Consider the following 23,983-nt stretch of genomic DNA (forward strand, 5'->3'; position numbering starts at 1 on the left):
GAGTTTACCGGGCGGACCGCTCCCGGCCGGGTCGGCGGCTCTGCCCGGGGACTACCGGGCGACAGCGGGGGTGGGGAGGACGAGTGCCGTCGCGGTCGCGGCGACCCCTTCGCCCCGGCCGGTGAAGCCCAGCGCGTCCGAGGTGGTGGCGGCGACGCTGACCGGTGCGCCGAGCAGGTCCGAGAGCAGCCTCTGCGCCTCCTCGCGCCGCGGCGAGAACTTCGGGCGGTTGCCGATGAGCTGCACCGAGACGTTGCCGATGGCGAAGCCGGCGGCCTCCACCAGCTCGCGGGTCGCGCGGAGGAAGACCTCGCCGTGGGCGTCCGCGAAGCGCGGGTCGGCCGTGCCGAAGCGGGAGCCGATGTCGCCGAGACCCGCCGCCGCCAGGAGCGCGTCGCAGATCGCGTGGGCGACCGGATCGCCGTCGCTGTGCCCGGACAGGCCCCGCTCCCCCGGCCAGTGCAGCCCGGCGAGCCAGAGCGGCGACGCGTCGTCGAAGGCGTGCACGTCCGTGCCGATGCCGACGCGCGGCACGACGACGACGGGCGGCGGTGCGAGCACCTGCTCGGCGCGGGCCAGGTCCCAGGGGGTGGTGATCTTGAAGGCGAGCGGATCGCCGGCGACGACGATCGAGGGGCCGCCGCGCGAGGCGAGGAGCGCCGCGTCGTCGGTGAAGTCCTCCTCCGCCGAGGCGTAGGCCTCGTCGAGGAGCGCGCGCGGGAAGCCCTGCGGCGTCTGCACCGCGGCGAGCTCGGAGCGGTCCACCGTGCCGAGGATCCCGCCGTCGGCGCGGATGCGCTTGATCGTGTCGGTGACCGGCAGACCCGGGATCACTCCACCGCGCGTCTCCCGGACCGCCGCGATCACCCGCTCGAACTGGTCGACGGGCGTGAGGGCGCGGGCGGCGTCGTGCACGAGCACCGTCTCCACGGCCGGGCCGAGCGCCCGGAGCCCCCGAGCGACCGACTCCTGGCGGCTGGCGCCTCCGGCGACGACGCTGACGGAGCCGTCCGGGGCGCCGGCGGCGTGCGCGAGAGCGGCCGTCTCCTCGAGGAGGGCGGCGGGAGCCACGACGACGATCTGGACCGGCTCCGCGAGCAGCAGCACCGTGCGCAGGCTGCGCTCGAGGATCGTCCGCCCCGCGCAGTCGACGTAGGCCTTGGGGCGCTCGCGGCCGAGCCTCGTGCCACTGCCGGCGGCGACGACGACGACGGCCGCGGTCGGCGCGCCGGCCGGACCGTTCAGGATGCGAGGACCTCGTCGAGGAGCACGGAGGCGGCGTCCTCGTCGGTCTTCTCGGCCAGGGCGAGCTCGGAGACGAGGATCTGGCGGGCCTTGGCGAGCATGCTCTTCTCCCCCGCCGAGAGGCCGCGGTCGCGGTCGCGGCGGGTGAGGTCGCGGACGACCTCGGAGACCTTGACGACGTCGCCGGACCCGAGCTTCTCGAGGTTGGCCTTGTAGCGGCGCGACCAGTTGGTCGGCTCCTCGACGACCTCGGCGCGCAGGACCTCGAACACGCGCTCGACGCCCTCGCGGCCGATGACGTCGCGGACGCCGACCAGGTCGACGTTGTCGGCGGGCACCTCGATGACGAGGTCGCCCTGCGCGACGCGGAGCTTCAGGTACGTCTTCTCCTGGCCCTTGATCGTCCGGGTCTTCACCTCGGCGATCGTGGCGGCTCCGTGATGGGGGTAGACGACCGTCTCTCCGACCTCGAACTGCATGCGACGTCCTTTCAGCGGCGGAAAGATTACCATGCGCGCCGAGCGGGACGGGAGTCCGGACGGGCGGAGCCGCGGTGCTCGCTACGCTAGCCTGGTGTCGGCTCGTGCACAGTGAAGTCGCCCTGTCCGGGGCGAGCGGGGCCGACGATCTGGAGGTTCCTGTGAAGGCGCGTATCGCTGCATCCGTCGTTCTCGCGGTCGGCGTCGCCCTCGCTACCGCCGGCTGCAACCTCGTCGCCCCGCAGGCGACGCGCAAGATCTACGACCCGAGCGACGGAGTCGGCGCGACGATCGGCGATCTCGCCATCCGCAACGCGATGATCGTCTCGGACGACGGCGAGGCAGGCACTCTGATCGTGACGCTCGTGAACTCCACCGATGAGGCGCTGAGCGTCGAGGTGCAGTACGAGGGCTCCGCGGGCCGCACCAGCGACACCGTCGACGCCGTCCCCGGCCGCACCGAGGTCCGCCCCGACAGCACCGAGGCCGTCCAGATGGACGACATCGACACGATTCCCGGCGGCCTGCTCCCCGTCTACTTCCAGTACGGCTCGGAGCAGGGCAAGGAGCTCCTCGTCCCCGTCCTGACGAACGCCCTCGAGGCCTACTCGACGCTGACCCCCGCGCCCTCCGCGACGCCGACCGTCACCCCGACGGCCGACCCCGCCCGGACCGCGCTCCCCACTCCGACCGCCGAGCCCGGTGTCGACGCTCCCACCGCGGAGTAGCCCCCTCCGCCCTCGAGGGCCGTCCGCCCCGGCGGGCGGCCCTTCGTCGTCCCCGCAGGTCTCGACACACCCGCTCCGCCGGCTACTCGACCACCAGGCGGGCGACGTCCGGCTGCGCGGGTCTTGATACGCCGACCACTCGAGCACCACGCCCTGAGCGACGCCCCCGCCCGGCTCGTCGCGAAGCGACGGCCCCACCATCGACGGCTCGTCGCGCAGCGACGGCCCCACCCCGCGGCTCGTCGCGCAGCGACGGCCCCGCACTTCACCCCTCCAGCACAGGGTTGATCGCGGGTCCTGGCGGGGTGAGCTGCAAGGCGGAGGAGGGCGCGATACCAGCGGTATCGCAACCGACGACAACGCCGCAGATCGCCCCGCCAGGGCCCGCGATCAAGCGTCGAAGCGGTAGCCGAGGCCGCGGACAGTAACCAGGAGCACCGGCTCCTTCGGCGTCTTCTCGATCTTCGAGCGGATGCGCTTGACGTGGACGTCGAGGGTCTTCGTGTCGCCGAAGTAGTCGCTGCCCCAGACGCGGTCGATGAGCTGGCCGCGGGTGAGGACGCGGCCCGCATTGCGGAGCAGCATCTCGAGGAGCTCGAACTCCTTGAGGGGCATCGGGGTCTCGACGCCGTCGACTTCGACCGTGTGGCGTTCGATGTCCATGCGGACGGGGCCGGCGACGACGATCCGCTCCTCGCCGGGCTCCTCGGTGCGGCGTCGGAGGACGGCGCGGATGCGGGCGAGCAGTTCGCGGGTGGAGTAGGGCTTGGTGACGTAGTCGTCCGCGCCGAGCTCCAGGCCGACGACGATGTCCACTTCGGAGTCCTTGGCGGTGACCATGATGATCGGGACGGAGGAGCGGGTGCGGATCTCGCGGCAGACCTCGGTGCCGGGCATGCCGGGCAGCATGAGGTCGAGGAGGATCAGGTCGTAGTCGCCCTCGTCGAAGGCGGCGACGGCGCGGTTGCCGTCCTCGGCGACGGTGACGTCGTAGCCCTCGCGTTCGAGCAGGTAGCTGAGGGGCTCGCTGAGGGCGCTCTCGTCCTCGACGAGCAGGATGCTGGTCACGCGTGTTCTCCTATCGGGGCGGTCGCCGCGAAGGGCGTCCGGGCGGGGTCGGCTTCGGGGAGCCGGATGGTGAAGGTGGAGCCGCGGCCGGGCTTGGACCAGACGCGGACGTCGCCGCCGTGGTTCTGCACGGCGTGCTTGACGATGCTGAGGCCGAGGCCGGTGCCGCCGGTGTGGCGGGAGCGGGCCTGGTCGACGCGGTAGAACCGCTCGAACACCCGGTCGAGGTCCTCCTCAGGGATGCCGATGCCCTGGTCGGTGACGGCGATCTCGACGACGCCGCCGGTGGAGCGGACGCCGATGCCCACGCGGGAGCCGGCGGGCGAGTACTGGATGGCGTTGGCGAGGAGGTTGTGCAGCGCCGAGACGAGCATCTTCTCCTGCCCCACGACGTAGGCCTTCTTCATCCCGCCCTTGACCAGGGTGACGTCGTGCGACTCCGCCATGACGTGGGTGGTCTCGAGCGCCGCCGTGACGACGTCGTCGACGCGGATGATCTCGGCGGAGCCGGCGACGTCGGCGGCCTGGAGGCGGGAGAGCTCGATGATCTCGCGGGTGATCTTCGCGAGGCGGTGCGACTCCTGGGTCAGCCGGTGCGCGAAGCGGCGCACCTGCTGGGGGTCGTCGGCGGCGGAGTCGAGGGCCTCGGCGAGCAGGCCGACGGCGCCGATCGGGGTCTTCAGCTCGTGGGAGATGTTGGCGACGAAGTCCCGGCGGACGGCCTCGAGCCGGCGCGCCTCGGTGTGGTCCTCGGCGATGACGAGGACGTAGCGGGAGCCCAGGCGGGTCGCGTGGACGACGAGCGTCACGGCGGCGTCGGAGAGCGGGCTGGTCGCGAGCTCGAGGTCCTGGACGATGTCGTCGCCGAAGCGGCGGACGCGGTCGACGATGGCGGCGAGGTCGGGGTGGAGCAGCGTGTCCTGCGAGACCAGGCCGAGCGCGACGGCGCGGGTGGACGCCTTCAGCACGTTGTGCGACGGGTCGGTCACGAAGGCGGGCGAGCCGACGGCGTCGATGATCGCCTCGATCCCCTCGGGGAGCCCGACCGAGATCACGTCCTGCGCGATGCGGCCCTGGCGGGCGGCGAGCGTGAGCACGGTCGTCAGAAGGATCCCGATCGCGACACCGAGAACGAGCGACAGAACCACGATCAAGCCCGAATCCACGGACCCAGGCTAACCATCCACCGGGCGTCCCCCTACCGGACGCCCGTCGATCCTCCGGGGGTCGAGTACTGTTCAAACGCCCGGCACCGTTCGTTAACCTGCCGTGGTCATCATGACTGCGCCTGCGCCCACGGAGTGCAGTCGCAGCGGCGTGCGAGGTGCTCGCCGCAGATCCGGCGCCGTCGTCCGCGCGCGCCGTAGAGAGGGTCGAACACAGATGCGCGAAGTTTTCCAGCAGGAGCTGGCCGAGGTCCAGGAACGACTCGTCGAGATCTCCGGACTCGTCGAGATCGCCATCGAGAAGGCGACCCAGGCGTTCAACCACTCCGACGTCACCCTCGCGGAGGAGGTCATCGCGAGCGACGCGCGCATCGACGAGCTGGCCATCAGCCTCGACGAGCTCGCGATCGACATCCTCGCCCGGCAGAACCCGGTCGCCCGCGACCTGCGGATCGTCGTCTCGGCGCTGCGCATCAGCGCGTCGCTCGAGCGGATGGGCGACATCGCCGAGCACATCGCCCAGCTCTCGCGCTACCGCTTCCCCGACAAAGTGGTCCCCAAGAGCCTGCGTCCGACGTTCGTCGAGATGGGCCGCCTCGACGTGGTCGTCGCGCACAAGCTGACCGACCTGCTCCGCTCGCAGGACCCGCGCATCGCCGAGGAGATCCGCGACGAGGACGACAAGATCGACGAGCTGCACGTCAGCGTCTTCGACAAGGTGCTCAGCGAGGCGTGGAAGGGCCAGGCCGCCGACACCGTCGACGCGACCCTCGCCAGCCGCTACCACGAGCGCTTCGCCGACCACGCCGTGTCGATCGCCAAGAAGGTCCAGTACCTGATCTCGGGCGACTACTCCTAGTCGACACCGCGGGCTCCGGCCCGTCTCACCGTCCGGCCCGCAGGAACGATCGTCTCCTGCGGGCCGGACGTGTCCGTGCCGTCCCCGTCGGAGCTGCGGACGGGAACGGCCCGCCGGAGTCGAGGACTCGGGCGGGCCGTTCGCGCGTGCGGGTCGGTGCTACTTCTTGGCGCCCTGGGCGGCGACGGCGGCGGCACCGGCGGCCGCGGCCTCCGGGTCGAGGTAGCGCGCCTCCCCGATGGGCTCGAAGTCCTCGTTCAGCTCGTAGACGAGCGGGATCCCGGTCGGGATGTTGAGCTCCGCGATGTCCGAGTCCGAGATGCCGTCGAGCGTCTTCACCAGCGCGCGGAGGGAGTTGCCGTGCGCGGTGATCATGACGGTCTTGCCCGAGGCGAGGTCCGGCTTGATGTCGGACTCCCAGTAGGGCAGCATCCGCTCGATCACGAGCTTCAGCGACTCGGTGCGGGGCAGGGCGTCGCCGAGGTCCGCGTAGCGCTCGTCGTGCGCCTGCGAGTACTGGTCGTCGTCGTCGAGCGGGGGCGGCGGCACGTCGAAGGAGCGGCGCCAGGTCTGGAACTGCTCGGGGCCGTACTCGGCGAGGGTCTGCGCCTTGTCCTTGCCCTGCAGGGCGCCGTAGTGGCGCTCGTTGAGGCGCCAGGAGCGCTTGACGTCGATCCACAGGCGGTCGGCGACCTCGAGGGCGATGTTGGCGGTCTGGATCGCGCGCGTCTGGCGCGACGTGTAGACGATGTCGGGGTGCAGGCCCGCGTCGGTCAGCAGCTCGCCGGCGCGGGTGGCCTCCGCGACTCCCTGCTCGGTCAGGCGCACGTCGACCCAGCCGGTGAAGAGGTTCTTCTGGTTCCACTCGCTGTTGCCGTGGCGCACGAGGATGAGGGTGTAGGTCTCGGACATGCGTCCAGCTTAGAGGCGGCCCCCTCGCCCGCGGATACGCTGGAGAGCATGCCCATCGGAGCCGTCACCCGCGGAACGACGGGCACGAACCGCCTCCGCCGGGTCGACCGCCGGCTCGCCGAGCTGCCCGTAGTGCGCAGCACCGCCTCCCCGCTCGTCGTCGATCTCGGCTTCGGGGCGAGCGCGGTCACCACGCTCGAGCTGCACCGCCGGCTCGTCCGGGCCGCGCCCGACGTCGAGGTGCTCGGCCTCGAGATCGAGCCCGCCCGAGTCGACACCGCTCGACGCCAGCTCGCCCGGGTGAGGGAGGGCGGCACGCCGTTCCCCGCGGACGCGCGCGTGCGCTTCGAGCGCGGCGGCTTCGAGGTGCCCCTGCCCGCGGGGCGGCGGGCGGGCGTCATCCGCGCCTTCAACGTGCTCCGCCAGTACGACGAGGACGCGGTGGAGGGAGCCTGGGCGACGATGACGGACCGTCTGCAGCCCGACGGCGTCCTGGTCGAGGGCACCTGCGACGAGATCGGCCGCATCTGCACCTGGATCGAGGTCGGCCGGGAGGGCCCGCGCTCGCTGACCCTCTCGCTCCGGCTCGCGGCGATCCCCTCGCCGATGACGGCGGCCGAGCGCCTGCCGAAGGCCCTCATCCACCGCAACGTGCCCGGCGAGGGCGTGCACGCCTTCCTCTCCTCCCTCGAGCGGGCGTGGACGCTGAACGCCCCTCTCGCCGTCTACGGTCCGGGTCAGCGCTGGATCGCGGCGGTCCGGGACCTCCGGCCGGAGTGGCCGGTCCTCGGCGGGCCGCGGCGCTGGCGCCTGGGCGAGGTGACGGTCGCGTGGGAGGCGGTCGCCCCCTCCTCCTGAGCGCCGGGCCTGAGCACCGGGCCTGAGCACCGGACCTGAGCACCGGACCTCCTGAGCCCTAGGCGAGCGGGGGCAGGGCGGCCCGCGCCTCGGCGGGAGCGGCGCCGGTCGCCGTGAGCAGGTCGACGACGAGCGGGCGGAGCAGGACGAGCACCGTCTTCTCGGCGAGGCGCGCCTCCGGGATCAGCCGCTGGGGGTCGAGCGTGGTCGCGAGCAGCACGAGGTCCTGACGCGCCAGGGCGAGCACCGACGGATCGGCGACCGCGCGGCCGAGCAGCGCGATGCCCGGGCCGAGGGCGGCGACCGCTCCGGCGAGCTCCGGCCGCGGGGCGCCGTCCCGGACGAGGAAGTCGGTGCGGCGCGCGACGATGCGCAGGTTGCGGGTCGCGAGGTCCAGCGCGGACAGCATCACGGCCTGGCGGGAGAGCTCGCCGCGGTGCCGGCGGACGAACGGCGAGATCCGGGCGACGCCGGTCGCGGAGTCGAGCGCCGCGGTCCAGCCGTCGATGACCGGCTGCGTCCCGCGGATCCGCTCGAGGGCTGCGGTGGACGCCGAGGAGTCGCCCCGGCGGAGCGCCTCGGCCAGCTCCTCCACGGTCCGGCTGAGCGCGGTGAGGAGCCGGTGCGCCTCGGCCCGCGCTGTGCGCAGCGGCGGGCGGGGCACGATCGCCGTGCAGAGCAGCGCCGCGAGCCCGCCGATCAGGCCGTCGACGCTCCGGGTGAAGACGCCTCCGTCCGGCGCAGGGAGGACCATCACCAGCATCGCCTGGGTCCCGGCGGCCACCGCGAACCCCGGCGAGGGCGAGAGGGCCCGGCCGAGCGTGAAGACGATCGCGAGGACGACGGCGAGCTGCCAGACGCCGCTCCCCCACAGCAGGAGCAGGACCTCGCTGGCCGTGATGCCGATGAGCATCCCCGTCGCTGTCTCGGCCACCTGCTTGGGGCGGGTGTCGCGCGCGATGCCGAGGCTCGAGATCGTGGCCGTCAGCGCCAGCACCGGCGCGGGGTGCCCGAGGAGGAAGTGCGCGACGGAGTAGGCGAGGGTCGCCGCGAGCACGATCTGCAGCACGGCGGGGAGCGACGCCCCCGCGCGGGCGAGGGCGCGCGCGGGACTCAGCTCGGGGGTCCGGACGAGATCGCGCAGCCGCTCGGCCGCCCGGCCCCGCTCGGCGGGACGTGCGGCCACCACGGCGTGGCCTACCTGGTCGTCGCCCCGAGGCGGGGCAGGCGGGGCACTCCCGCCTCCGCTCCGGCTCCGGGCGGGACCACGACCTCCTGGGCCGCGGCCACGCGCGAGTCGCCGGCCAGCACGGTCAGCTCGAGATCCACCGGGACGCTCCGCTTGACGACCGCGAGAGCGACCGGTCCGTCCTCGTAGTGCCAGGCGCTGGAGGTGACCGTGCCGACGTCGACCGGCTCGCCGCCCTTGAGCGCCGTGACGACGTCGCCGTGGGCGGGGAGGACCGAGTCGGAGCCGTCGAGCTGCAGCAGGACCAGGCGCCGGGGCGGGTGGCCGAGATTGTGCACCTTCGCCACCGTCTCCTGGCCCCGGTAGCAGCCCTTGGCGAGGTGCACGCTCGAGCGGAGGAGGTCGAGCTCGTGCGGGATGGACCGCTCGTCGACCTCGGTCGCGTGGCGCGGGCGCCAGGCGGCGATGCGCAGCGCCTCGAGGGCGTCGACTCCCGCGAGGGCCACTCCCACCCCGACGGCCGTCTCCGCGAGGGCCTCGAGGGCCGCTCGCGGGACCAGGACCTCGCGGAGCTCCCAGGAGGCCCCGGGGTGCTCTGTGGTCAGCGCATACTGCCAGCCGCCCGGCTGGACCTGCGACCACGGGTCGCTCCAGACGACGGGCTCCTCGGCCAGGGACAGGGCGAGCGTCAGGGCCGGCCCGTCGCCGAGGGCGGCGAGGGTCGCGAAGTCGTCGGTGCGGTCGGCGACCTCGACGCGGAGCATGAAGCGCATCCGGTCGAGCCAGGCGGCCAGGCCGGCCGTCTCGTCGCGGTCGAGCAGGAGCCAGGCGGTCTCGCCGTCGTCGACGAGGCGGATGACGTGCTCGATCCGGCCGGTCGGGTCGAGCAGGAGCGTCTCGGCGGACGCGCCGGGAGCGAGGCGCGAGACGGCCTGGCTGGTGAGCGAGTCGATCCAGGTGAGGCGGTCCGGCCCCGTGACGGTCACGACGCCGCGGCCGGAGAGGTCGACGAGCGCGGTGCCCGCGGCGAGAGCGCGCTGCTCGCGGAAGGGCTCGCCGTAGTGGGCGGCGACGCCGGGCTCGGCGGCGCTCGTCGTCGCGACGGCGCCCGGGGCGGCCAGGAGCGGGGAGAGCGCGTCAGTCGACACGGGCGAGCCGTCCGGAGGAGTGGGTCCGCAGGCCCTGGCCGAGCGCGGCGATGTCCCACGCCCACAGCAGGTGGTCGTCGACCAGGCCGTAGAGGCGCGTGGCGGCGGCGTAGTCCTTCGCCGCGGCGGTGCGCATCACCGCGTCGGTCGCGAGGTCGATCCGCGGCCCCTTGACCTGGCCGAGGTAGAGCTCGCTGACCCCGTCCGGGTGCACGAGCGAGACCTCGATGTCGAACCCGCCGGCGGCGTTGCGCAGCGTCTCGACGGACTCCGCGTCGGGGAAGGCGGGTGCGCCGCGGCCGGGCAGCATTCCCGGGCCGGCGTCGGAGTCGGTCAGAGCGCGGCTGAGGCGCCAGTAGCCGGTCTCGGTGACCAGCGGCCGGGGCGCCTCCTCGGCGCCCTCCTCGATCAGCCACGTGTAGGAGTTGTAGTTGAGGTACGGGAGGCCGTCGTAGCTGAAGCTGATGCGATGGCCGAACTCGGCCTGGACGGAGTCGTCGCCGATCGTGTAGTCGATGACGCCCGAGCCCTCCCAGACGCCGAGCAGCCAGGACAGGGGGACGAGCTCGGGCGGCAGGCCCGACGGAAGCGAGATCACTCGGGCTCCGGCGGCGGCTAGCGCTGGCCGCGGTAGAGCTTGTAGACGACCACGCCGGAGACCCACGCGATGGCGAGGGAGGCGAGCCCGAGCAGACCGAGGTAGAAGAGTTCCAGGGCGAGAAGCATGCGCTCATCCTACCCGCCGCCTCCGACGCAGGGGCGGGGCGGACGCGACCGCTCAGGCGGTGCGGATCCGGGCGCTCGGGACGGGAGGGCGCGACTGCTCAGGCGGGGAGGAGGAGGGCGATCCCGCTCGCGACCGCGACCACGGCCATCGCTCCGACGATGCTCGTCATCGCGCGGAGGAGGTACCCCTCGGCGCGGGCCACGGCGAGCTGCACCGCGAAGGTCGCGAGCAGGCAGCCGCCGAACGTCAGCGCGAGCCAGAGCTGCCGGGACTCCGGAGCGGCGATCGCCAGCGTCAGCACGGAGCCCGCGAGTGCGAGCGCCCAGACGACTCCGATGCCCACCCGATCCCTGCCCATCCGACAATTGTGCCCCAGGCGGACGCCCCTCCCGGCCCGCCGCTAGTATTGCGGGCAGACCAGTTCTGGAGGATCCGTGGCGCAGTTGTTGATACTGACCTCGGCGGGAGGCGCCGAGGTGCTCCCCGCACTGGGGCTCCTCAGCCACCGGACCCGGCAGATCCCCGCGGAGCCCGCCCAGCTCGTGAACGCCCCGAGCTGCGATCTGATCCTGGTCGACGCGCGGCAGGACCTCGCCAGCGCCAAGTCGCTCTGCAAGATCCTCACGACCACGGGCATCAACGTCCCCCTCATCCTGATTCTCACGGAGGGCGGGCTCACGGCCGTCTCGGCCGACTGGGGCGTCAACGACGTCATCCTCGACTCGGCCGGCCCCGCCGAGGTCGACGCCCGCATCCGCCTGGTGATCGGCCGACTGGCGCAGGAGCAGTCGACCTCGCGCATCCAGGCGTCGGGCGTCGTGATCGACGAGGCCAGCTACTCCGCCAAGGTGCACGGGCGCCCGCTCGACCTCACCTTCAAGGAGTTCGAGCTCCTCCGCTTCTTCGCCACGCACCCCTCGCGCGTCTTCACCCGCGAGCAGCTGCTGAGCGAGGTGTGGGGCTACGACTACTTCGGCGGCACCCGCACGGTCGACGTGCACGTGCGGCGCCTCCGCGCGAAGCTCGGCGACCTGGAGTCGCTGATCGGCACGGTCCGCAACGTCGGATACCGCTTCAACGTGTACGAAGAGGACAATGAGCGAGTCGCTCAACCTGTCCGTTGAGGACCTGGCCGATCCCGCGGTGGCGGCCGGCCTCGAGCACCTGATCGGGCGCGCCGCCTGGTTCGACCACCAGCCCCCCTTCAGCGACCAGACGCTCGTCGACGCCCGGGCCGGCTCGCGCACCCTCCTCGTGGGGCTGCGCGCCGACGTGGTCGTGGCGGCGGCGATCCTCGGGCAGGGCGAGCTGGAGTTCGTCGTCGATCCGGAGTGGCGCGGGGTCGGCTTCGGCACCGCGACCCTGGAGCAGGTCCTCGCGAGCGGCCGGACGGGCCTGCTCGCCTGGGCGCACGGCGACCACCCCGCCGCCCGGGCCCTCGCGGCCTCCCACGGCTTCGCACCGGTTCGCACCCTCCTGCACCTCGAGCTCGAGCCGCTCGCCGCCCCCGAGGTCCGCGTCCCCGAGGGCGTCGTCCTCTCGGACGCCCGCGACCTCGCTCCGGCCGAGTGGATCGCCCTGAACGCGCGGATCTTCGCCGCGCACCCCGAGCAGGGGCGGATGACGGAGGAGGACCTGGCGGCCCGCCGCGCCGAGCCGTGGTTCGACGAGGGCGACTTCCTCCTGCTCCGCGACGCCGACGGCACGCTCCTCGGCTACGACTGGCTCAAGATCGAGCCCGGATCGACGACCGGCGAGATCTACGTCCTCGGGGTCGCCCCCGAGGCGGCCGGACGGGGACTCGGCCGCACCCTGCTGAACGCCGGGCTCGCGCGGATGCTCGAGCGCGGCTGCACCACGGCCGACCTCTACGTCGAGGCCGAGAACCGGTCGGCGGTGGCGCTCTACCGCTCGCTCGGGTTCACGGACGCCTCCGTCGACGTGCAGTACCTGCAGCGGGCTGCGCCGCTGCGCTGAACCGGCACTCCTCCACAGGGCATCCCCCGGCCCCGTTCATCCGGCATTCACGAGCGGCGGCGCGGAGCGGACGGACGCGGTGCCAGGATGGTCGCATGGACGGCGACAACCTGCTTCTCGAAGACGGTCTCAGCGATGACCTCGACGACGACTTCGACGACGAGGAGGAGCACTCGGACCCGCTCCTCCCCGACAACCGCTACCTCGACCGGGAGCTGAGCTGGCTGGCGTTCAACCAGCGCGTGCTCGAGCTCGCGGAGGATCCGCTGGTTCCGGCGCTCGAGCGGGCGAACTTCCTCGCGATCTTCTCGTCCAACCTCGACGAGTTCTTCATGGTCCGGGTCGCCGGCCTCAAGCGCCGCATCCTCACGGGGCTCGCCCTGCCGACGAACATCGGGCGCGTGCCGGTCGACGTGCTGACCGACATCTCGGAGAAGGCGCACCTGCTGCAGCAGCGCCACTCCCGAGCGTTCAAGGAGCTCGTCGAGCCCGCCCTGCGCGACGGCGGCATCGACCTCGTCCGCTGGGACGAGCTGAGCGACGCCGAGCGCACCGTGCTGGACGACTACTTCTCGGCCCAGGTGTTCCCGGTGCTGATGCCGCTCGCGGTCGACCCGGCGCACCCGTTCCCCTACATCTCCGGCCTCTCGCTCAACCTCTCGGTGCGGGTGCGGAACCCGAAGACGCAGAAGGTCGAGTTCGCGCGCCTCAAGGTGCCGCAGATGCTCCCCCGCTTCGTGCGGATCGCCGGCGTCGCGGCGCCGGGCGAGCCGATGCGGTTCATCTCGCTCGAGGACCTGATCGCCAACCAGCTGGACGACCTGTTCCCCGGCATGGAGATCCTCGACCACCACGTGTTCCGGGTGACGCGCAACGAGGACGTCGAGGTCGACGAGGACGAGACCGAGAACCTGATCAAGGCCCTCGAGAAGGAGCTGCTGCGCCGCCGGTTCGGCCCGCCCATCCGCCTCGAGGTCACCGACGACATGGACGACGAGACGCTGGGCCTGCTGGTCCGCGAGCTCGACATCACGACGCAGGAGGTCTACAAGCTCCCGGCCCCGCTCGACCTCAGCGGGCTCTTCAGCCTGCAGAAGATCGACCGCCCGGACCTGAAGTACCCCAATCACGTCCCGACGACGGCGGTGCAGCTCTCGCCCAGCGAGCCCAACCAGCGGCAGGACGTCTTCAAGGCCGTCTCCCGCGGCGACGTGCTCCTTCACCACCCCTACGAGTCCTTCGCGACGAGCGTGCAGTCGTTCCTCGAGCAGGCGGCGGCCGATCCGGACGTGCTCGCGATCAAGCAGACGCTCTACCGCACCTCGGGCGACTCCCCCATCGTCGAGGCGCTCATCGACGCGGCCGAGTCGGGCAAGCAGGTGCTCGCCCTGGTCGAGATCAAGGCGCGCTTCGACGAGCAGGCGAACATCTCGTGGGCGCGCAAGCTCGAGAAGGCGGGCGTGCACGTGGTCTACGGGCTCGTCGGGCTGAAGACCCACTGCAAGCTCGCGCTCGTCATCCGCCAGGAGAAGGGCGGAGTGCTCCGCCACTACTCCCACATCGGCACCGGCAACTACAACCCGAAGACCTCGCGCATCTACGAGGACCTCGGACTCCTGACGGCCGACCCCGAGGTCGGCAAGGACCTCACGCGTCTGTTCAACGAGCTCTCGGGCTACGCGATCGAGAAGAAGTTCAAGCGCCTGCTGGTCGCGCCGCGCCACCTGCGGAAGGGCCTGCTCAAGCGGATCGCCGCCGAGACCGAGAACGCCCGCGCGGGGCGCCCCTCGGGCATCCGGATCAAGGTCAACTCGATCGTCGACGAGTCCGTGATCGACGCGCTCTACCGCGCCAGCCAGGCCGGCGTGCCGGTCGACGTGTGGGTGCGCGGCATCTGCGGGCTGAAGCCCGGCCAGGAGGGGCTCTCCGAGACCATCCGCGTGCGCTCGATCCTCGGCCGCTACCTCGAGCACTCCCGCATCTTCAGCTTCGTCAACGGCGGCGAGCCGGACGTCTTCATCGGCAGCGCCGACATGATGCACCGCAACCTCGACCGCCGCGTCGAGGCTCTGGTGCGGATCGTCGAGCCGGCGCACCTCAGCGAGATCGACGACATGTTCGAGCGGGCGATGGACGAGCGGACCGCCTCCTGGTGGCTCGGCCCGGACGGCGACTGGACGCGGCACCACCTCGATGAGGAGGGCGCTCCGCTCGCCGACCTGCAGAACCAGCTGATGCAGCACATCACCCATCGCAAGCGCGCGGCGACACGGTCCGCCAACCGGGCCTCCAGCCGCTGACGCCCGTGACGGGCACCGTCTACGCAGCAGGAGCGGTGTGCTGGCGGATCATCGAGGGCCGCCCGCACATCCTCGTGATCCACCGGCCGCACCGCCGGGACGTCAGCCTGCCCAAGGGCAAGGTCGACGCGGGCGAGTCCCTCCCGGAGACCGCGGTGCGCGAGATCCGCGAGGAGACCGGGCTCTCGGTGGCGCTCGGGGTGCCGCTGGGGTGCACCGAGTACACGCTGCCGAGTGGGCGCCCGAAGGCCGTCTACTACTGGGCGGCGCAGGTGACCGAGAAGGCCGTCCTGGCGTCCGACTTCCTCCCGAACGACGAGGTCGAGGCGCTCGAGTGGGTGACGCTCAAGCGGGCCCGGAGCTACCTGACCTATCCGCACGACGTGACGATCGTCGACGAGTTCGCCCGGATAGCCGCACGCGGTGCGCTCGAGACCTTCGCGATCGTGGTCCTGCGGCACGCGAAGGCGGTGCCCGCCTCCTCCTGGGACGGCCGCGACTCCACCCGCCGCCTCACCGGGCGCGGCCGGGTCGAGGCCGCTGCCGCCGCTCAGGCCGTGGCCGCCTGGCGCCCGCGCCGCCTCGTCTCGAGCACCGCCAAGCGCTGCCGGTCGACCATCGCCCCGCTGTCCGGTCTGGTCAGGAAGCCGGTCAAGCTGCGCGACGACCTCAGCCAGGAGGCGCACGAGCAGGGCACCGCCGACGTCCGCGCCCTCGTCGGCAAGCGGGTCCGCGCCCGCCGCACCGCCGTCCTCTGCAGCCACCGACCGGTGATCCCCGAGATCCTGCGCGAGATCGCCCTCGCCACGGCGACCCCTCTCGGCGCCTACCTCGACGAGGCGGCAGCGCTCCCGACCGGCGGCTTCGCCGTGGTGCACCTCTCCACCGGTCACCCCGGCTCCGGCATCGTCGCGATCGAGACGCACACGCCGCTGGCCTGACCCGCCCGGGCGCTGCGCGGCCGGCTCGACGGGTCCCTCCGGACCGGGCCGGTCGCGCCGCCGGGACGCGCCCGACGCACCGCGCCTTCCCCGCCGCCCCGTCGCTCCGCAATCCCCGAGGCGGACCCGTTCACCGCGCGTTCACCGAGCGGTCGGTGCCAGGACACGACCCCTCCGTACTCTCGCTCGCGGGCTGCACCAGGCCCTGTTCTGTTTTCCACGCTTTCCTACCCGAAAGGGATACTTGTGAGATTCTCGCGTCTCGGCCAGGCGGCCGTCGTCGCCGCCGTCGCAGCGATCACGCTGACCTCCTGCGCTGCCAACGAGGCACCGGCCGCAGGCGGCAGCTCCGGCTCCGCCACCACCTCCACGCTCTCCGGCACCATCACCGGGATCGGCTCGTCCGCTCAGGGCACCGCGCAGACCACCTGGGCCGCCGCGTTCCAGACCGCGAACCCCGAGGTCACGGTCAACTACGACCCGCAGGGCTCCGGCGCCGGCCGCACCAACTTCATCGACGGCGCCGCCGACTACGCCGGCTCCGACTCCGCGCTCAAGGACGAGGAGCTCGCGGGCACCTTCGCCGCCTGCGCCCCCGACACCAAGGCGATCGACCTCCCGGTCTACATCTCGCCGATCGCGGTCATCTTCAACGTGGAGGGCGTCGACGAGCTCAAGCTCGACGCGGCCACCATCGCTGGCATCTTCAAGGGCACCATCACCTCCTGGGACGCCCCGGAGATCAAGGCCCTGAACCCCGACGCGACCCTCCCGTCGGCGAACATCACCTCCGTGCACCGCTCGGACGACTCGGGCACCACGCAGAACTTCACCGACTATCTCGCGGCCACCGCGAGCGACGTCTGGGACGCTCCCGCCGCGCAGACCTTCCCGTACCAGAGCGGTGACGGCGCCAAGGGCACCTCGGGTGTCGTCGACGCGGTCAAGAACGGCACCAACACGATCGGCTACGCCGACGAGTCCGGCGCCCAGGGCATGGACATGGCCCAGCTGAAGGTCGGCGACGCGTTCTCGACCATCTCGGCCGACGGAGCCGCGGCGGTCGTCGCCGCCTCGCCCATCGCCGACGGCCGCGAGGACAACGACCTCGCGATCAAGATCGACCGCACCGGCACCGAGGCGGACGCCTGGCCGATGGTCCTGGTCAGCTACCTCATCGTGTGCCAGGAGTACGCGGACGCCGACAAGGGCGAGGTCGTCAAGTCCTTCGCCTCCTACGTCGCGAGCGAGGATGGCCAGGAGGCCGCCGCCGCTCAGGCCGGCTCCGCTCCCCTGAGCTCCGAGCTCGCCTCGACCGTCGCCACCGCGATCGAGTCGATCAAGTAGTCCCACCGGCAGGGCCCGTCTCGCAGCACGATCCGCGGGACGGGCCCCGCCTGTGCCGGGCTCGACCCACCGGACGCCCCTCCGAGCCCTAGCATCTCCCTGTGCGCCCCGCCGAACCCCCTCGTCTGAAGAGAGTCCCCTGGAATGGCAACTGAGACCGTCGTCCGCCCGAAGGCGAAGGTGCGTGTCGGAGATCGGGTCTTCTCGATCTCGACCGTCGCCGCCGGCTCCCTCATCCTCCTCGTCCTCGCCGCCGTCGCGATCTTCCTCATCGCGCAGTCGATCCCCGCGTTCACCGCGCCGGCCGGCAGCCTCCCCGGCGACGCGACGAGCTTCTGGGCCTACGTCGGCCCCCTGGTGTTCGGCACGGTCTGGTCAGCGGTGATCGCCCTGGTGATCGCCCTGCCGCTCTCGATCGCGATCGCCCTCTTCATCTCGCACTACGCGCCGCGCCGCATCGCGATGGCCCTCGGCTACGTGGTCGACCTCCTCGCCGCCGTCCCCTCGGTGGTCTTCGGCCTCTGGGGCGCGACCGTGCTGGCGCCGATGGTGCAGCCCTTCTACCTCTTCCTCAACGTGAACATCGGCTGGTTCCCGCTCTTCGGCGGCCAGGCGTCGGGCACCGGCAAGACGATCCTCACCGCCTCGGTGGTGCTGGCCGTCATGGTCATCCCGATCATCACCGCGGTCTGCCGCGAGATCTTCCTCCAGGCCCCGCGCCTGCACGAGGAGGCGGCGCTCGCGCTCGGCGCGACCCGCTGGGAGATGATCCGCATGGCCGTCCTGCCCTTCGGCGCCCCGGGCATCGTCTCGGCCGCCATGCTCGGCCTCGGCCGGGCCCTCGGCGAGACGCTCGCCGTCGCGATGGTGCTCTCGCCTGCGACGGTCGTCTCCTTCCTCCTGCTCACCTCGCAGAACTCGAACACCATCGCCGCGAACATCGCGCTGCAGTTCCCGGAGGCGAGCGGAGTCGGCGTCAACGTCCTCGTCGCCTCGGGCCTCATCCTCTTCGTCATCACCCTCGTCGTGAACTCGGTCGCGCGGTTCATCGTCAACCGCCGCAAGGCCTTCTCGGGAGCCAACTGATGTCCGCCGCCACCTCGTCGATGCCCTTCTCGCTGCAGGCGGGCAAGCTGCCCAAGGGCACCCCCTGGATGCTGCTCGTCGGCAGCTGGGTCGTGTTCGCCGCCGTCTTCCTGATCCTCCAGGCGGCCGGCATGATGAATGACTTCAGCCTCGTCGGCGCGATCTTCTGGGGCACCGTCCTCTTCGACGTCGCCATCTACGTGGTCTCGCGCCTGGTCGAGGGCGGCCGCAAGGCTGTCGACCGCCTCGTGACCTCGCTGGTCGCGACCGCGTTCATCATCGCGCTGCTCCCGCTGATCTCCCTGCTCTACACGGTCGTCTCCAACGGAGTCGCGCGGTTCGATCCGCTCTTCTTCTCCTCGTCGATGCGCAACGTCATCGACGCGGGCGGCGGCGCCCTCCACGCGATCATCGGCACGCTCGAGATCACGGCCATGGCCGCGCTGATCTCGGTGCCGATCGGCCTGCTCACCTCGATCTACCTCGTCGAGTACGGCCGCGGCCACCTCGCCCGGGCGATCACCTTCTTCGTCGACGTGATGACGGGCATCCCCTCCATCGTCGCGGGCCTGTTCGCCTACGCGCTCTTCGCGCTGCTCCTCGGCCCCGGCGTCCGGATGGGCTTCGCCGGCTCGATCGCCCTCGCCGTGCTGATGATCCCCGTGGTCGTCCGCTCGTCGGAGGAGATGCTGAAGCTGGTCCCGAACGAGCTGCGCGAGGCGTCCTACGCCCTCGGCGTGCCGAAGTGGCTGACCATCGTCAAGATCGTGCTGCCGACCTCCATCGCCGGCATCACGACGGGCATCACCCTCGCGATCGCCCGCGTCATCGGCGAGACCGCCCCGCTGCTCATCGTCGCCGGCTTCACCGCGTCGATGAACTACGACCTCTTCAGCGAGCGGATGATGACCCTCCCGGTCTTCGTCTACACGCAGTACGCGAACCAGGGCCCCGACGCCGAGGCGTTCCTCAACCGGGCCTGGACCGGCGCGCTGGCCCTCATCCTGATCGTCATGGCGCTGAACCTGGTCGCCCGCCTGATCGCGAAGATCTTCGCCCCCAAGCTCGGCCGCTGACACCCACCACTCGGCTCCGGCCGGAATCCCCGAAGGAAGCAATGTCCAAGCGCATCGAGGTCAACGACCTCAACGTCTACTACAGCCAGTTCCTCGCGGTGGAGGGCGTCTCGCTCGCCATCGAGCCCCGCACGGTCACCGCCTTCATCGGCCCGTCCGGCTGCGGCAAGTCGACCTTCCTCCGCACGCTCAACCGCATGCACGAGGTCATCCCCGGCGCGCACGTCGAGGGCGAGGTCCTGATCGACGGCAACAACCTGTACGGCCCGGGCGTCGATCCGGTGCAGGTCCGTCGGCAGGTGGGCATGGTCTTCCAGCGCCCCAACCCGTTCCCGACGATGTCCATCCGGGACAACGTGCTGGCCGGCGTGAAGCTCAACAACCGCCGCATCTCGAAGTCGGACGCGGACGCGCTCGTCGAGCGCTCGCTCCAGGGCGCGAACCTCTGGAACGAGGTGAAGGACCGCCTCGACAAGCCGGGCTCCGGTCTCTCCGGCGGCCAGCAGCAGCGTCTGTGCATCGCCCGCGCGATCGCCGTCTCCCCCGACGTCCTCCTGATGGACGAGCCCTGCTCGGCCCTCGACCCGATCTCGACCCTCGCGATCGAGGACCTCATCGAGGAGCTCAAGAACGACTACACGATCGTCATCGTGACCCACAACATGCAGCAGGCCTCGCGCGTCTCGGACCGCACCGCGTTCTTCAACATCGCGGGCACCGGCAAGCCGGGCAAGCTCATCGAGTACGACGACACCGCGACGATGTTCTCGCGCCCGTCCGTCCAGGCGACCGAGGACTACGTCTCGGGCCGCTTCGGCTGATCCGCCGCAGGCGAGAGCGAGCCGCGTCCCTCCGGGGTCGCGGCTCGCTCTCGTTCCACCGCGTGCCCTCCGGGAACGAGAAGAGCCGCACTCCGTGAGGGGAGTGCGGCTCTTCTCGTGCTCGGGCCGTCAGGCGATGTCGATCGCCAGTATCGGATCGGTGGTCGGAGTCGGCGAGCCGCCGGCGTCCTCGACCGTCACGGCGACGACTCCGCCCTCGGTCAGGCTCCCCTCGAGCGGGGCCACGGTGCTGCCCTCTCCCCCATCGAACGTCCCTGCGGCGACCGGACCGGACGAGCCGATGTACCAGAGCTCGTAGGTCTTGTCCTCCGGCAGCGGCGCCAGGTCGTCCACCACGAGGGCGGAGCGGCCGAGCGAGCTCGACCAGACCAGCGTCGCCTGCTCGCCGGTGGCGACCGTGCCGGTCGTCTCCTGCGCGTCGGGGGCGCTGCGGATCTGCTCCAGAGCCGTCTGCTGCTGCGTCTGGCCGGGGCCGGACGAGAGCAGCGGCGGAAGGGTCACTCCGCCGACCACGATCACCGCGGCGGCCGCGGCCGCCGAGAGGTAGACCGCGGGGCGGGCAAACCAGCGGCTCCGGGCGCGGTTCGCGGCGCTGCCGCCACCGTCCCGGCGAGCCGTCGGACCGCTCCGCTCGCCCTCGGAGGCGACGGGGACCAGACGGGGCGCGGCGGGCGCCTCGTGGTCCTCGTCGGGCTCCTCCAGCGGCAGCTGCGGAGTGGTGGCGATGAGCGCCATCAGGTCGGCCTTGAAGCCCGGCGAGGGCTCCACGGCGGGTGCGTCGGCGACCAGCGCCTCCGCCACCTCGGCGAACGCGTCGGCCTCGCCGCGCGCCTCCGGGTGCTCGGAGAGGAAGCGCTCGTAGCGCTCCTGCTCCTCGGGCGTCAGGATGCCCAGTGCGTGACCCGCCGCGAGATCGCGCGGATCGTCCATCCCGTCGGGGAGTCGCACATCGTTCACAGGGCCACCCCCATCTCTTCTCGAAGTCTGATCATTCCGTCACGCAGGCGCGTCTTGACGGTTCCCACGGGGCACTGCAGGATCCCCGCGATCTCGCTGTGCGAGTATCCGCCGTAGTAAGCGAGCTGCAGCGCCTGCCGCTGCAGTTCCGTCAGGCGGCCCATGGCGGCCGCGACCTTCTCGTGCTCGAGGGACACCTCCGCCTGCTCGGAGACCTGGTCGTAGTCGCGTCCGAGGTCTCGGATTCCGATGCGCATGTCCCGATCACGGCCGGCTTGAGCCGCGCGGACCCTGTCGATGGCCCTGCGGTGTGCCATCGTGAGGATCCAGGTCGTCGCGCTTCCTTTATTCGGAGCGAAACGCCCAGCGGTTTGCCAGATCTCGAGGAAGACCTCCTGGGCTACCTCCTCGGACTGGGAGCGGTCGACGAGGACGCGGATGATCAGGCCGAGGACCCGGCCGGCCATCTGGTCGTAGAGCGCGGCGAACGCGGCCTGCTCTCCCCCGGCGATGCGCTCGAGGAGGACAGCCGCCTCCGCTGTGGTGTCGTCCGTCATCAGCCCCGCCTCGCCCGCGCCCGGGCTGAAAGATTCCGCGTCATCCAGAAGGCTGTCACGGCCAGGCCTGCAACGACGACCGACACCTCGATCGGATGCGTCACGAATCGGACATCCAGCGCCAACGTGCCGATCGGCACGAGCGCGGGGTCGCCCAGCCGGGGGGCCAGCCAGAGCGAGATCACGGCCACCGCCGCAGCGGTGATGCCCGGATAGCTGCGCGGGCGGATGAGGACCCAGAGCCCGGCGAGCACGTCGAGGACCGCGAGGACGCGCATCACCGTGCCCTGCGAGAGCGAGACCCCCGCGGCGAACTGGGCGCCCTCCGCGTCGTCGACGCTCGGGGCGGCGAGGAGGTAGAGGGCGGCGACGACCAGCAGCCCCGCCCCCGCCCAGACGCGCGCGCCGATCCGGAGAGCTCTGCTGTTCTTCATTCCGCTGGCGCCTGTCTGTGGGGACTCGGGCGAGGATCGACTCCTCCTGGGCCCTCGCCTCGCGCACCGTGGCGGCGATGCGAGCAGAGAAGGGGCCGGACCGCAGGAACGCCTCTCGGCGCGAGGCCGCTCGAAGCGGCTATAAGTGGAGCCCGGGGTTACTGCGATCCGGCTTCCGCCAGTCTACCAAAGGCCTCCGCGGTGGCGGCGAGCGGCGTTCGCAGTGGGTGAACGCGGGTTGCGCGTCACTCCAAGGAGTCGCTCCGCCACAGCCGCGCGCAGCTCACGAGCTCGGCCGCGGTGGTCGAGAGGCGCAGGGCGCGGGTGGTCAGCTCGCTCGCCCGGGCGGGGTTCACCGGCTCCACGTCGTCGGCGACCGAGACGGCTCCGGAGGCGCTCACGCGGCAGAACGCCGCGGCGCGGTCCAGTGCCACCGCGAAGTCGCCGTCGAAGACGCCGCGGAGGATCCGGTCGGCCAGCTCGGTGATCTCGGCCGGCCCCGTGGGAGTGCTGGCTCCGGCGACCACCGGGTCGATCGTGGCGGACAGCTCGACTCCGCGCTGGTAGAGGAAGCTCGTGCTCTCCGGGTCCTGCCGGATGACCAGCCGCAGCAGGTAGATCCGCCAGAGGGCGCCCGGCAGGCTCGCCGCGCTGGAGCGCGCCCAGAGCTCGGCCAGCGCGTCGATGCCGTTGTGGTCGGTGTACTCGACCAGGCGGTCGATGACCACCGGGTCGGGGTCGTTCCGGACACGGCTCAGCAGCGCGATCGCGGTCTCGTGGGCGACGCGGCTGATCTGCGCCGGGTCCTCTCCTCCCTGGAACGCCTCGAAGACGTGGGAGGGGAACTTGGTCGGCTTGTGGAAGCCGTCTGTCATGGGGCCGCCTTCCGCGGTCGTGCGCGCGGACGCTCTCGCGCTCGCGCTCCGTAGGGGGTTCGAGGAGGGTAACGCCCGCGGCTGGGCGGGTATGCCCGCGCGGAGGACGCGGTCCGCTCCGGGATCGTCCGCGCTCCGGGCCGCACCTGCTCCGGGCCGCACCTGCTCCGGGGGCGTCGACGGCCCGCTACCCTGGAGCGCGCGGGCCTCTAGCTCAGTTGGCAGAGCAGCGGACTTTTAATCCGCGGGTCGTCGGTTCGAGCCCGACGGGGCCCACCACACGACCGCCTGGTCGCGCTTTCCGGACAGTGCCAGGGCGCAGCCACGTCGCCGCACTACCGTGCAGAGGTGCTGACCGTCCTCCGCGTCCTCCTGCGCCGGCCTCGGCTGTGCGAGGCGTGCCGCTTCCGGCCGGCCCGCCGCCGTGACCCGTTCTGCTCGATGGACTGCGCGAAGACGTACTACCTCTACCTCTGACGGCTCGTCCGGGCCGCGGTGCTCCGCGACGGCGTCACTCGTGGCAGAGCGACCACACCTCGTCCGGGTAGTCGCGGACCTTCTCGCCGACGAGCAGGCGCCAGCGGCCGTCCTGGTGCTCGAGCAGGCGGCCGGTGACGACCTCCGAGAGCCAGTCGGAGTCGATCCGGTACCAGCGGACGAGGCGGACGGTCGTCGCGGTGTGCGAGACGCGAGTCGTCATCGCGGGAGTCCCTTCTCGAGGAGGGAGCGGGGTGCTGGAACCAGCGGGGCGTTCGACGCGCGAACGGGGGGATGACCCGCACCGGGACGACTCCGTTGTCGACCGGCCGGGAGACTGCGGCGGGCATCCGGCGGACCGGATGCCAGGAACTCTAGACGACCGCGCGAACGGTGTCTGTCCCGTCGCCGGTCACAGCGGAGCGGCTCCGTTCAGCGGACTCAGGGCTGGACGGTGCAGCCGGCCGAGCGCGTCTGCCGGAACGCGGCCGCTTCGCGGGTGCGGGAGCGGAGCCTCCTCGCGCGGCGGCGGAGGAGCCGCTCGCTCGGGCCGAAGGCTCCGGATTCGAGGAGCTGGCGGAGGGACAGGGTCACCTGCCGGGCCAGACGGGGATCGATGCGGCCGGGGATCCGGATCGCGTCGATGAGGTCGAGGGCGTTGCGCGTGGTGCGGGAGATCGCCATGACGGAACCCTAGGGACGCCGGGGCGCGGTGTGCGCGCCCCGGACGGGGGC

At 71.9% G+C, this 23,983-nt stretch carries 27 protein-coding genes and 1 tRNA gene; 13 read left to right on the forward strand and 15 right to left on the reverse strand.

Annotated elements, in window-relative coordinates:
- Nucleotides 1-51: 51 nt before the first annotated feature.
- Together ispD and C5C35_RS10425 are read right to left on the reverse strand one after the other, a co-directional pair.
- Nucleotides 52-1,248 (reverse strand): 2-C-methyl-D-erythritol 4-phosphate cytidylyltransferase, encoded by a 1,197-nt coding sequence (gene ispD / locus C5C35_RS10420; protein ID WP_104261017.1) that lies wholly within the window; start codon nucleotides 1,246-1,248, stop codon nucleotides 52-54.
- Entirely contained in the window at nucleotides 1,242-1,724 is a 483-nt protein-coding gene (locus C5C35_RS10425) for a CarD family transcriptional regulator (protein ID WP_104224589.1), read from the reverse strand. Before C5C35_RS10425 ends, ispD begins: the two co-directional genes overlap by 7 nt.
- 104 nt (nucleotides 1,725-1,828) lie before the next feature.
- Here C5C35_RS10425 and C5C35_RS10430 point away from each other — a divergent pair, with 104 nt between their 5' ends.
- On the forward strand, nucleotides 1,829-2,452 hold the full coding sequence (locus tag C5C35_RS10430; protein ID WP_146076504.1) for a hypothetical protein: 624 nt from the start codon (nucleotides 1,829-1,831) through the stop codon (nucleotides 2,450-2,452).
- A 390-nt stretch (nucleotides 2,453-2,842) separates the two neighbouring features.
- Here C5C35_RS10430 and C5C35_RS10435 read toward each other — a convergent pair whose 3' ends face one another.
- Together C5C35_RS10435 and C5C35_RS10440 are read right to left on the reverse strand one after the other, a co-directional pair.
- Complete coding sequence (locus C5C35_RS10435; RefSeq protein ID WP_104227263.1) at nucleotides 2,843-3,520, reverse strand: response regulator transcription factor; 678 nt, start codon at nucleotides 3,518-3,520, stop codon at nucleotides 2,843-2,845.
- Nucleotides 3,517-4,686 carry a cell wall metabolism sensor histidine kinase WalK gene (locus tag C5C35_RS10440; protein ID WP_104224692.1) on the reverse strand — a complete coding sequence of 390 codons (1,170 nt, stop codon included), beginning with the start codon at nucleotides 4,684-4,686 and terminating at the stop codon, nucleotides 3,517-3,519. The genes C5C35_RS10435 and C5C35_RS10440 overlap by 4 nt, the downstream gene beginning before the upstream one ends.
- A gap of 217 nt (nucleotides 4,687-4,903) precedes the next feature.
- On the opposite strand from C5C35_RS10440, the gene phoU reads away from it, so the two are divergent.
- Nucleotides 4,904-5,545 (forward strand): phosphate signaling complex protein PhoU, encoded by a 642-nt coding sequence (gene phoU / locus C5C35_RS10445; protein ID WP_104224693.1) that lies wholly within the window; start codon nucleotides 4,904-4,906, stop codon nucleotides 5,543-5,545.
- A 159-nt stretch (nucleotides 5,546-5,704) separates the two neighbouring features.
- Here the strand turns inward: phoU and C5C35_RS10450 are convergent, their stop codons facing one another.
- Nucleotides 5,705-6,457, reverse strand: a complete 753-nt coding sequence (locus tag C5C35_RS10450) for a phosphoglyceromutase (protein ID WP_104263060.1) — start codon at nucleotides 6,455-6,457, stop codon at nucleotides 5,705-5,707.
- Nucleotides 6,458-6,505: 48 nt separating this feature from the next.
- Here C5C35_RS10450 and C5C35_RS10455 point away from each other — a divergent pair, with 48 nt between their 5' ends.
- Nucleotides 6,506-7,315, forward strand: coding sequence for a class I SAM-dependent methyltransferase (locus tag C5C35_RS10455; protein ID WP_104263061.1), 810 nt, complete (start codon nucleotides 6,506-6,508; stop codon nucleotides 7,313-7,315).
- A gap of 58 nt (nucleotides 7,316-7,373) precedes the next feature.
- On the opposite strand, the gene C5C35_RS10460 is transcribed toward C5C35_RS10455, so the two are convergent.
- The 4 genes from C5C35_RS10460 to C5C35_RS10475 form a co-directional block, all read right to left on the reverse strand.
- Nucleotides 7,374-8,504, reverse strand: a complete 1,131-nt coding sequence (locus C5C35_RS10460) for an aromatic acid exporter family protein (RefSeq protein ID WP_104263062.1) — start codon at nucleotides 8,502-8,504, stop codon at nucleotides 7,374-7,376.
- 8 nt (nucleotides 8,505-8,512) lie between these two features.
- A complete protein-coding gene (locus C5C35_RS10465; protein ID WP_104263063.1) occupies nucleotides 8,513-9,652 on the reverse strand; it encodes a folate-binding protein YgfZ in 1,140 nt (379 codons plus the stop codon).
- The gene (locus C5C35_RS10470; protein ID WP_104224698.1) at nucleotides 9,642-10,250 is read right to left on the reverse strand and encodes an FABP family protein; all 609 of its coding nucleotides are present in this window, start codon (nucleotides 10,248-10,250) and stop codon (nucleotides 9,642-9,644) included. The genes C5C35_RS10465 and C5C35_RS10470 overlap by 11 nt, the downstream gene beginning before the upstream one ends.
- A 226-nt stretch (nucleotides 10,251-10,476) precedes the next feature.
- Entirely contained in the window at nucleotides 10,477-10,737 is a 261-nt protein-coding gene (locus C5C35_RS10475) for a hypothetical protein (RefSeq protein WP_146084588.1), read from the reverse strand.
- Nucleotides 10,738-10,813: 76 nt separating this feature from the next.
- On the opposite strand from C5C35_RS10475, the gene C5C35_RS10480 reads away from it, so the two are divergent.
- The 8 genes from C5C35_RS10480 (at nucleotide 10,814) to pstB (ending at nucleotide 19,927) form a co-directional block, all read left to right on the forward strand.
- Nucleotides 10,814-11,503: a winged helix-turn-helix domain-containing protein gene (locus C5C35_RS10480; RefSeq protein WP_104224700.1), complete on the forward strand. Its 690-nt coding sequence runs from the start codon at nucleotides 10,814-10,816 to the stop codon at nucleotides 11,501-11,503.
- A complete protein-coding gene (gene mshD / locus C5C35_RS10485; RefSeq protein WP_104249369.1) occupies nucleotides 11,475-12,356 on the forward strand; it encodes a mycothiol synthase in 882 nt (293 codons plus the stop codon). Before C5C35_RS10480 ends, mshD begins: the two co-directional genes overlap by 29 nt.
- Before the next feature lie 95 nt (nucleotides 12,357-12,451).
- Nucleotides 12,452-14,656, forward strand: a complete 2,205-nt coding sequence (locus C5C35_RS10490) for an RNA degradosome polyphosphate kinase (protein ID WP_104224702.1) — start codon at nucleotides 12,452-12,454, stop codon at nucleotides 14,654-14,656.
- A gap of 5 nt (nucleotides 14,657-14,661) precedes the next feature.
- Nucleotides 14,662-15,597, forward strand: coding sequence for an NUDIX domain-containing protein (locus C5C35_RS10495; protein ID WP_104224703.1), 936 nt, complete (start codon nucleotides 14,662-14,664; stop codon nucleotides 15,595-15,597).
- 246 nt (nucleotides 15,598-15,843) lie between these two features.
- Nucleotides 15,844-16,944 (forward strand): phosphate ABC transporter substrate-binding protein PstS, encoded by a 1,101-nt coding sequence (pstS, locus tag C5C35_RS10500; protein WP_104263065.1) that lies wholly within the window; start codon nucleotides 15,844-15,846, stop codon nucleotides 16,942-16,944.
- Nucleotides 16,945-17,088: 144 nt separating this feature from the next.
- On the forward strand, nucleotides 17,089-18,030 hold the full coding sequence (gene pstC / locus C5C35_RS10505) for a phosphate ABC transporter permease subunit PstC (protein ID WP_104227270.1): 942 nt from the start codon (nucleotides 17,089-17,091) through the stop codon (nucleotides 18,028-18,030).
- The gene (pstA, locus tag C5C35_RS10510; RefSeq protein ID WP_104224706.1) at nucleotides 18,030-19,106 is read left to right on the forward strand and encodes a phosphate ABC transporter permease PstA; all 1,077 of its coding nucleotides are present in this window, start codon (nucleotides 18,030-18,032) and stop codon (nucleotides 19,104-19,106) included. Before pstC ends, pstA begins: the two co-directional genes overlap by 1 nt.
- 41 nt (nucleotides 19,107-19,147) lie before the next feature.
- The gene (gene pstB / locus C5C35_RS10515; RefSeq protein ID WP_104224707.1) at nucleotides 19,148-19,927 is read left to right on the forward strand and encodes a phosphate ABC transporter ATP-binding protein PstB; all 780 of its coding nucleotides are present in this window, start codon (nucleotides 19,148-19,150) and stop codon (nucleotides 19,925-19,927) included.
- Between the two features lie 129 nt (nucleotides 19,928-20,056).
- Here pstB and C5C35_RS10520 read toward each other — a convergent pair whose 3' ends face one another.
- The 4 genes from C5C35_RS10520 to C5C35_RS10530 all read right to left on the reverse strand — a co-directional run bounded on the left by C5C35_RS10520 (nucleotide 20,057) and on the right by C5C35_RS10530 (nucleotide 22,771).
- A complete protein-coding gene (locus C5C35_RS10520) occupies nucleotides 20,057-20,905 on the reverse strand; it encodes an anti-sigma factor domain-containing protein (RefSeq protein WP_146076502.1) in 849 nt (282 codons plus the stop codon).
- Nucleotides 20,902-21,462 (reverse strand): ECF RNA polymerase sigma factor SigK, encoded by a 561-nt coding sequence (gene sigK / locus C5C35_RS10525; protein ID WP_104224709.1) that lies wholly within the window; start codon nucleotides 21,460-21,462, stop codon nucleotides 20,902-20,904. The genes C5C35_RS10520 and sigK overlap by 4 nt, the downstream gene beginning before the upstream one ends.
- Nucleotides 21,462-21,896: a hypothetical protein gene (locus tag C5C35_RS16990; RefSeq protein WP_104224710.1), complete on the reverse strand. Its 435-nt coding sequence runs from the start codon at nucleotides 21,894-21,896 to the stop codon at nucleotides 21,462-21,464. The genes sigK and C5C35_RS16990 overlap by 1 nt, the downstream gene beginning before the upstream one ends.
- A gap of 245 nt (nucleotides 21,897-22,141) precedes the next feature.
- Entirely contained in the window at nucleotides 22,142-22,771 is a 630-nt protein-coding gene (locus tag C5C35_RS10530; protein ID WP_104227273.1) for a DNA-directed RNA polymerase subunit beta, read from the reverse strand.
- Between the two features lie 203 nt (nucleotides 22,772-22,974).
- On the opposite strand from C5C35_RS10530, the gene C5C35_RS10535 reads away from it, so the two are divergent.
- Together C5C35_RS10535 and C5C35_RS17260 are read left to right on the forward strand one after the other, a co-directional pair.
- Nucleotides 22,975-23,050, forward strand: a tRNA-Lys gene (locus C5C35_RS10535).
- Nucleotides 23,051-23,119: 69 nt separating this feature from the next.
- Nucleotides 23,120-23,248, forward strand: coding sequence for a hypothetical protein (locus tag C5C35_RS17260; RefSeq protein WP_258069034.1), 129 nt, complete (start codon nucleotides 23,120-23,122; stop codon nucleotides 23,246-23,248).
- 34 nt (nucleotides 23,249-23,282) lie between these two features.
- Here C5C35_RS17260 and C5C35_RS10540 read toward each other — a convergent pair whose 3' ends face one another.
- Together C5C35_RS10540 and C5C35_RS10545 are read right to left on the reverse strand one after the other, a co-directional pair.
- The gene (locus tag C5C35_RS10540) at nucleotides 23,283-23,471 is read right to left on the reverse strand and encodes a hypothetical protein (protein ID WP_104224712.1); all 189 of its coding nucleotides are present in this window, start codon (nucleotides 23,469-23,471) and stop codon (nucleotides 23,283-23,285) included.
- A gap of 218 nt (nucleotides 23,472-23,689) precedes the next feature.
- Nucleotides 23,690-23,932, reverse strand: coding sequence for a hypothetical protein (locus tag C5C35_RS10545; protein ID WP_104224713.1), 243 nt, complete (start codon nucleotides 23,930-23,932; stop codon nucleotides 23,690-23,692).
- Between the last annotated feature and the right edge of the window lie 51 nt (nucleotides 23,933-23,983).

This window comes from Rathayibacter sp. AY1F8 (genome assembly GCF_002932165.1).
In the GTDB taxonomy this organism is placed as follows: Bacteria; Actinomycetota; Actinomycetes; order Actinomycetales; family Microbacteriaceae; genus Rathayibacter.

What these genes read in the sequence shown, in the direction of transcription:
- C5C35_RS10425 (WP_104224589.1), bottom strand. Translation starts at nt 1,724, where the DNA reads ATGCAGTTCGAGGTCGGAGAGACGGTCGTCTACCCCCATCACGGAGCC.
- phoU (WP_104224693.1), top strand. Translation starts at nt 4,904, where the DNA reads ATGCGCGAAGTTTTCCAGCAGGAGCTGGCCGAGGTCCAGGAACGACTC.
- C5C35_RS10450 (WP_104263060.1), bottom strand. Translation starts at nt 6,457, where the DNA reads ATGTCCGAGACCTACACCCTCATCCTCGTGCGCCACGGCAACAGCGAG.
- C5C35_RS10455 (WP_104263061.1), top strand. Translation starts at nt 6,506, where the DNA reads ATGCCCATCGGAGCCGTCACCCGCGGAACGACGGGCACGAACCGCCTC.
- C5C35_RS10475 (WP_146084588.1), bottom strand. Translation starts at nt 10,737, where the DNA reads ATGGGCAGGGATCGGGTGGGCATCGGAGTCGTCTGGGCGCTCGCACTC.
- mshD (WP_104249369.1), top strand. Translation starts at nt 11,475, where the DNA reads ATGAGCGAGTCGCTCAACCTGTCCGTTGAGGACCTGGCCGATCCCGCG.
- C5C35_RS10490 (WP_104224702.1), top strand. Translation starts at nt 12,452, where the DNA reads ATGGACGGCGACAACCTGCTTCTCGAAGACGGTCTCAGCGATGACCTC.
- pstC (WP_104227270.1), top strand. Translation starts at nt 17,089, where the DNA reads ATGGCAACTGAGACCGTCGTCCGCCCGAAGGCGAAGGTGCGTGTCGGA.
- pstA (WP_104224706.1), top strand. Translation starts at nt 18,030, where the DNA reads ATGTCCGCCGCCACCTCGTCGATGCCCTTCTCGCTGCAGGCGGGCAAG.
- pstB (WP_104224707.1), top strand. Translation starts at nt 19,148, where the DNA reads ATGTCCAAGCGCATCGAGGTCAACGACCTCAACGTCTACTACAGCCAG.
- sigK (WP_104224709.1), bottom strand. Translation starts at nt 21,462, where the DNA reads ATGACGGACGACACCACAGCGGAGGCGGCTGTCCTCCTCGAGCGCATC.
- C5C35_RS16990 (WP_104224710.1), bottom strand. Translation starts at nt 21,896, where the DNA reads ATGAAGAACAGCAGAGCTCTCCGGATCGGCGCGCGCGTCTGGGCGGGG.
- C5C35_RS10530 (WP_104227273.1), bottom strand. Translation starts at nt 22,771, where the DNA reads ATGACAGACGGCTTCCACAAGCCGACCAAGTTCCCCTCCCACGTCTTC.
- C5C35_RS10540 (WP_104224712.1), bottom strand. Translation starts at nt 23,471, where the DNA reads ATGACGACTCGCGTCTCGCACACCGCGACGACCGTCCGCCTCGTCCGC.
- C5C35_RS10545 (WP_104224713.1), bottom strand. Translation starts at nt 23,932, where the DNA reads ATGGCGATCTCCCGCACCACGCGCAACGCCCTCGACCTCATCGACGCG.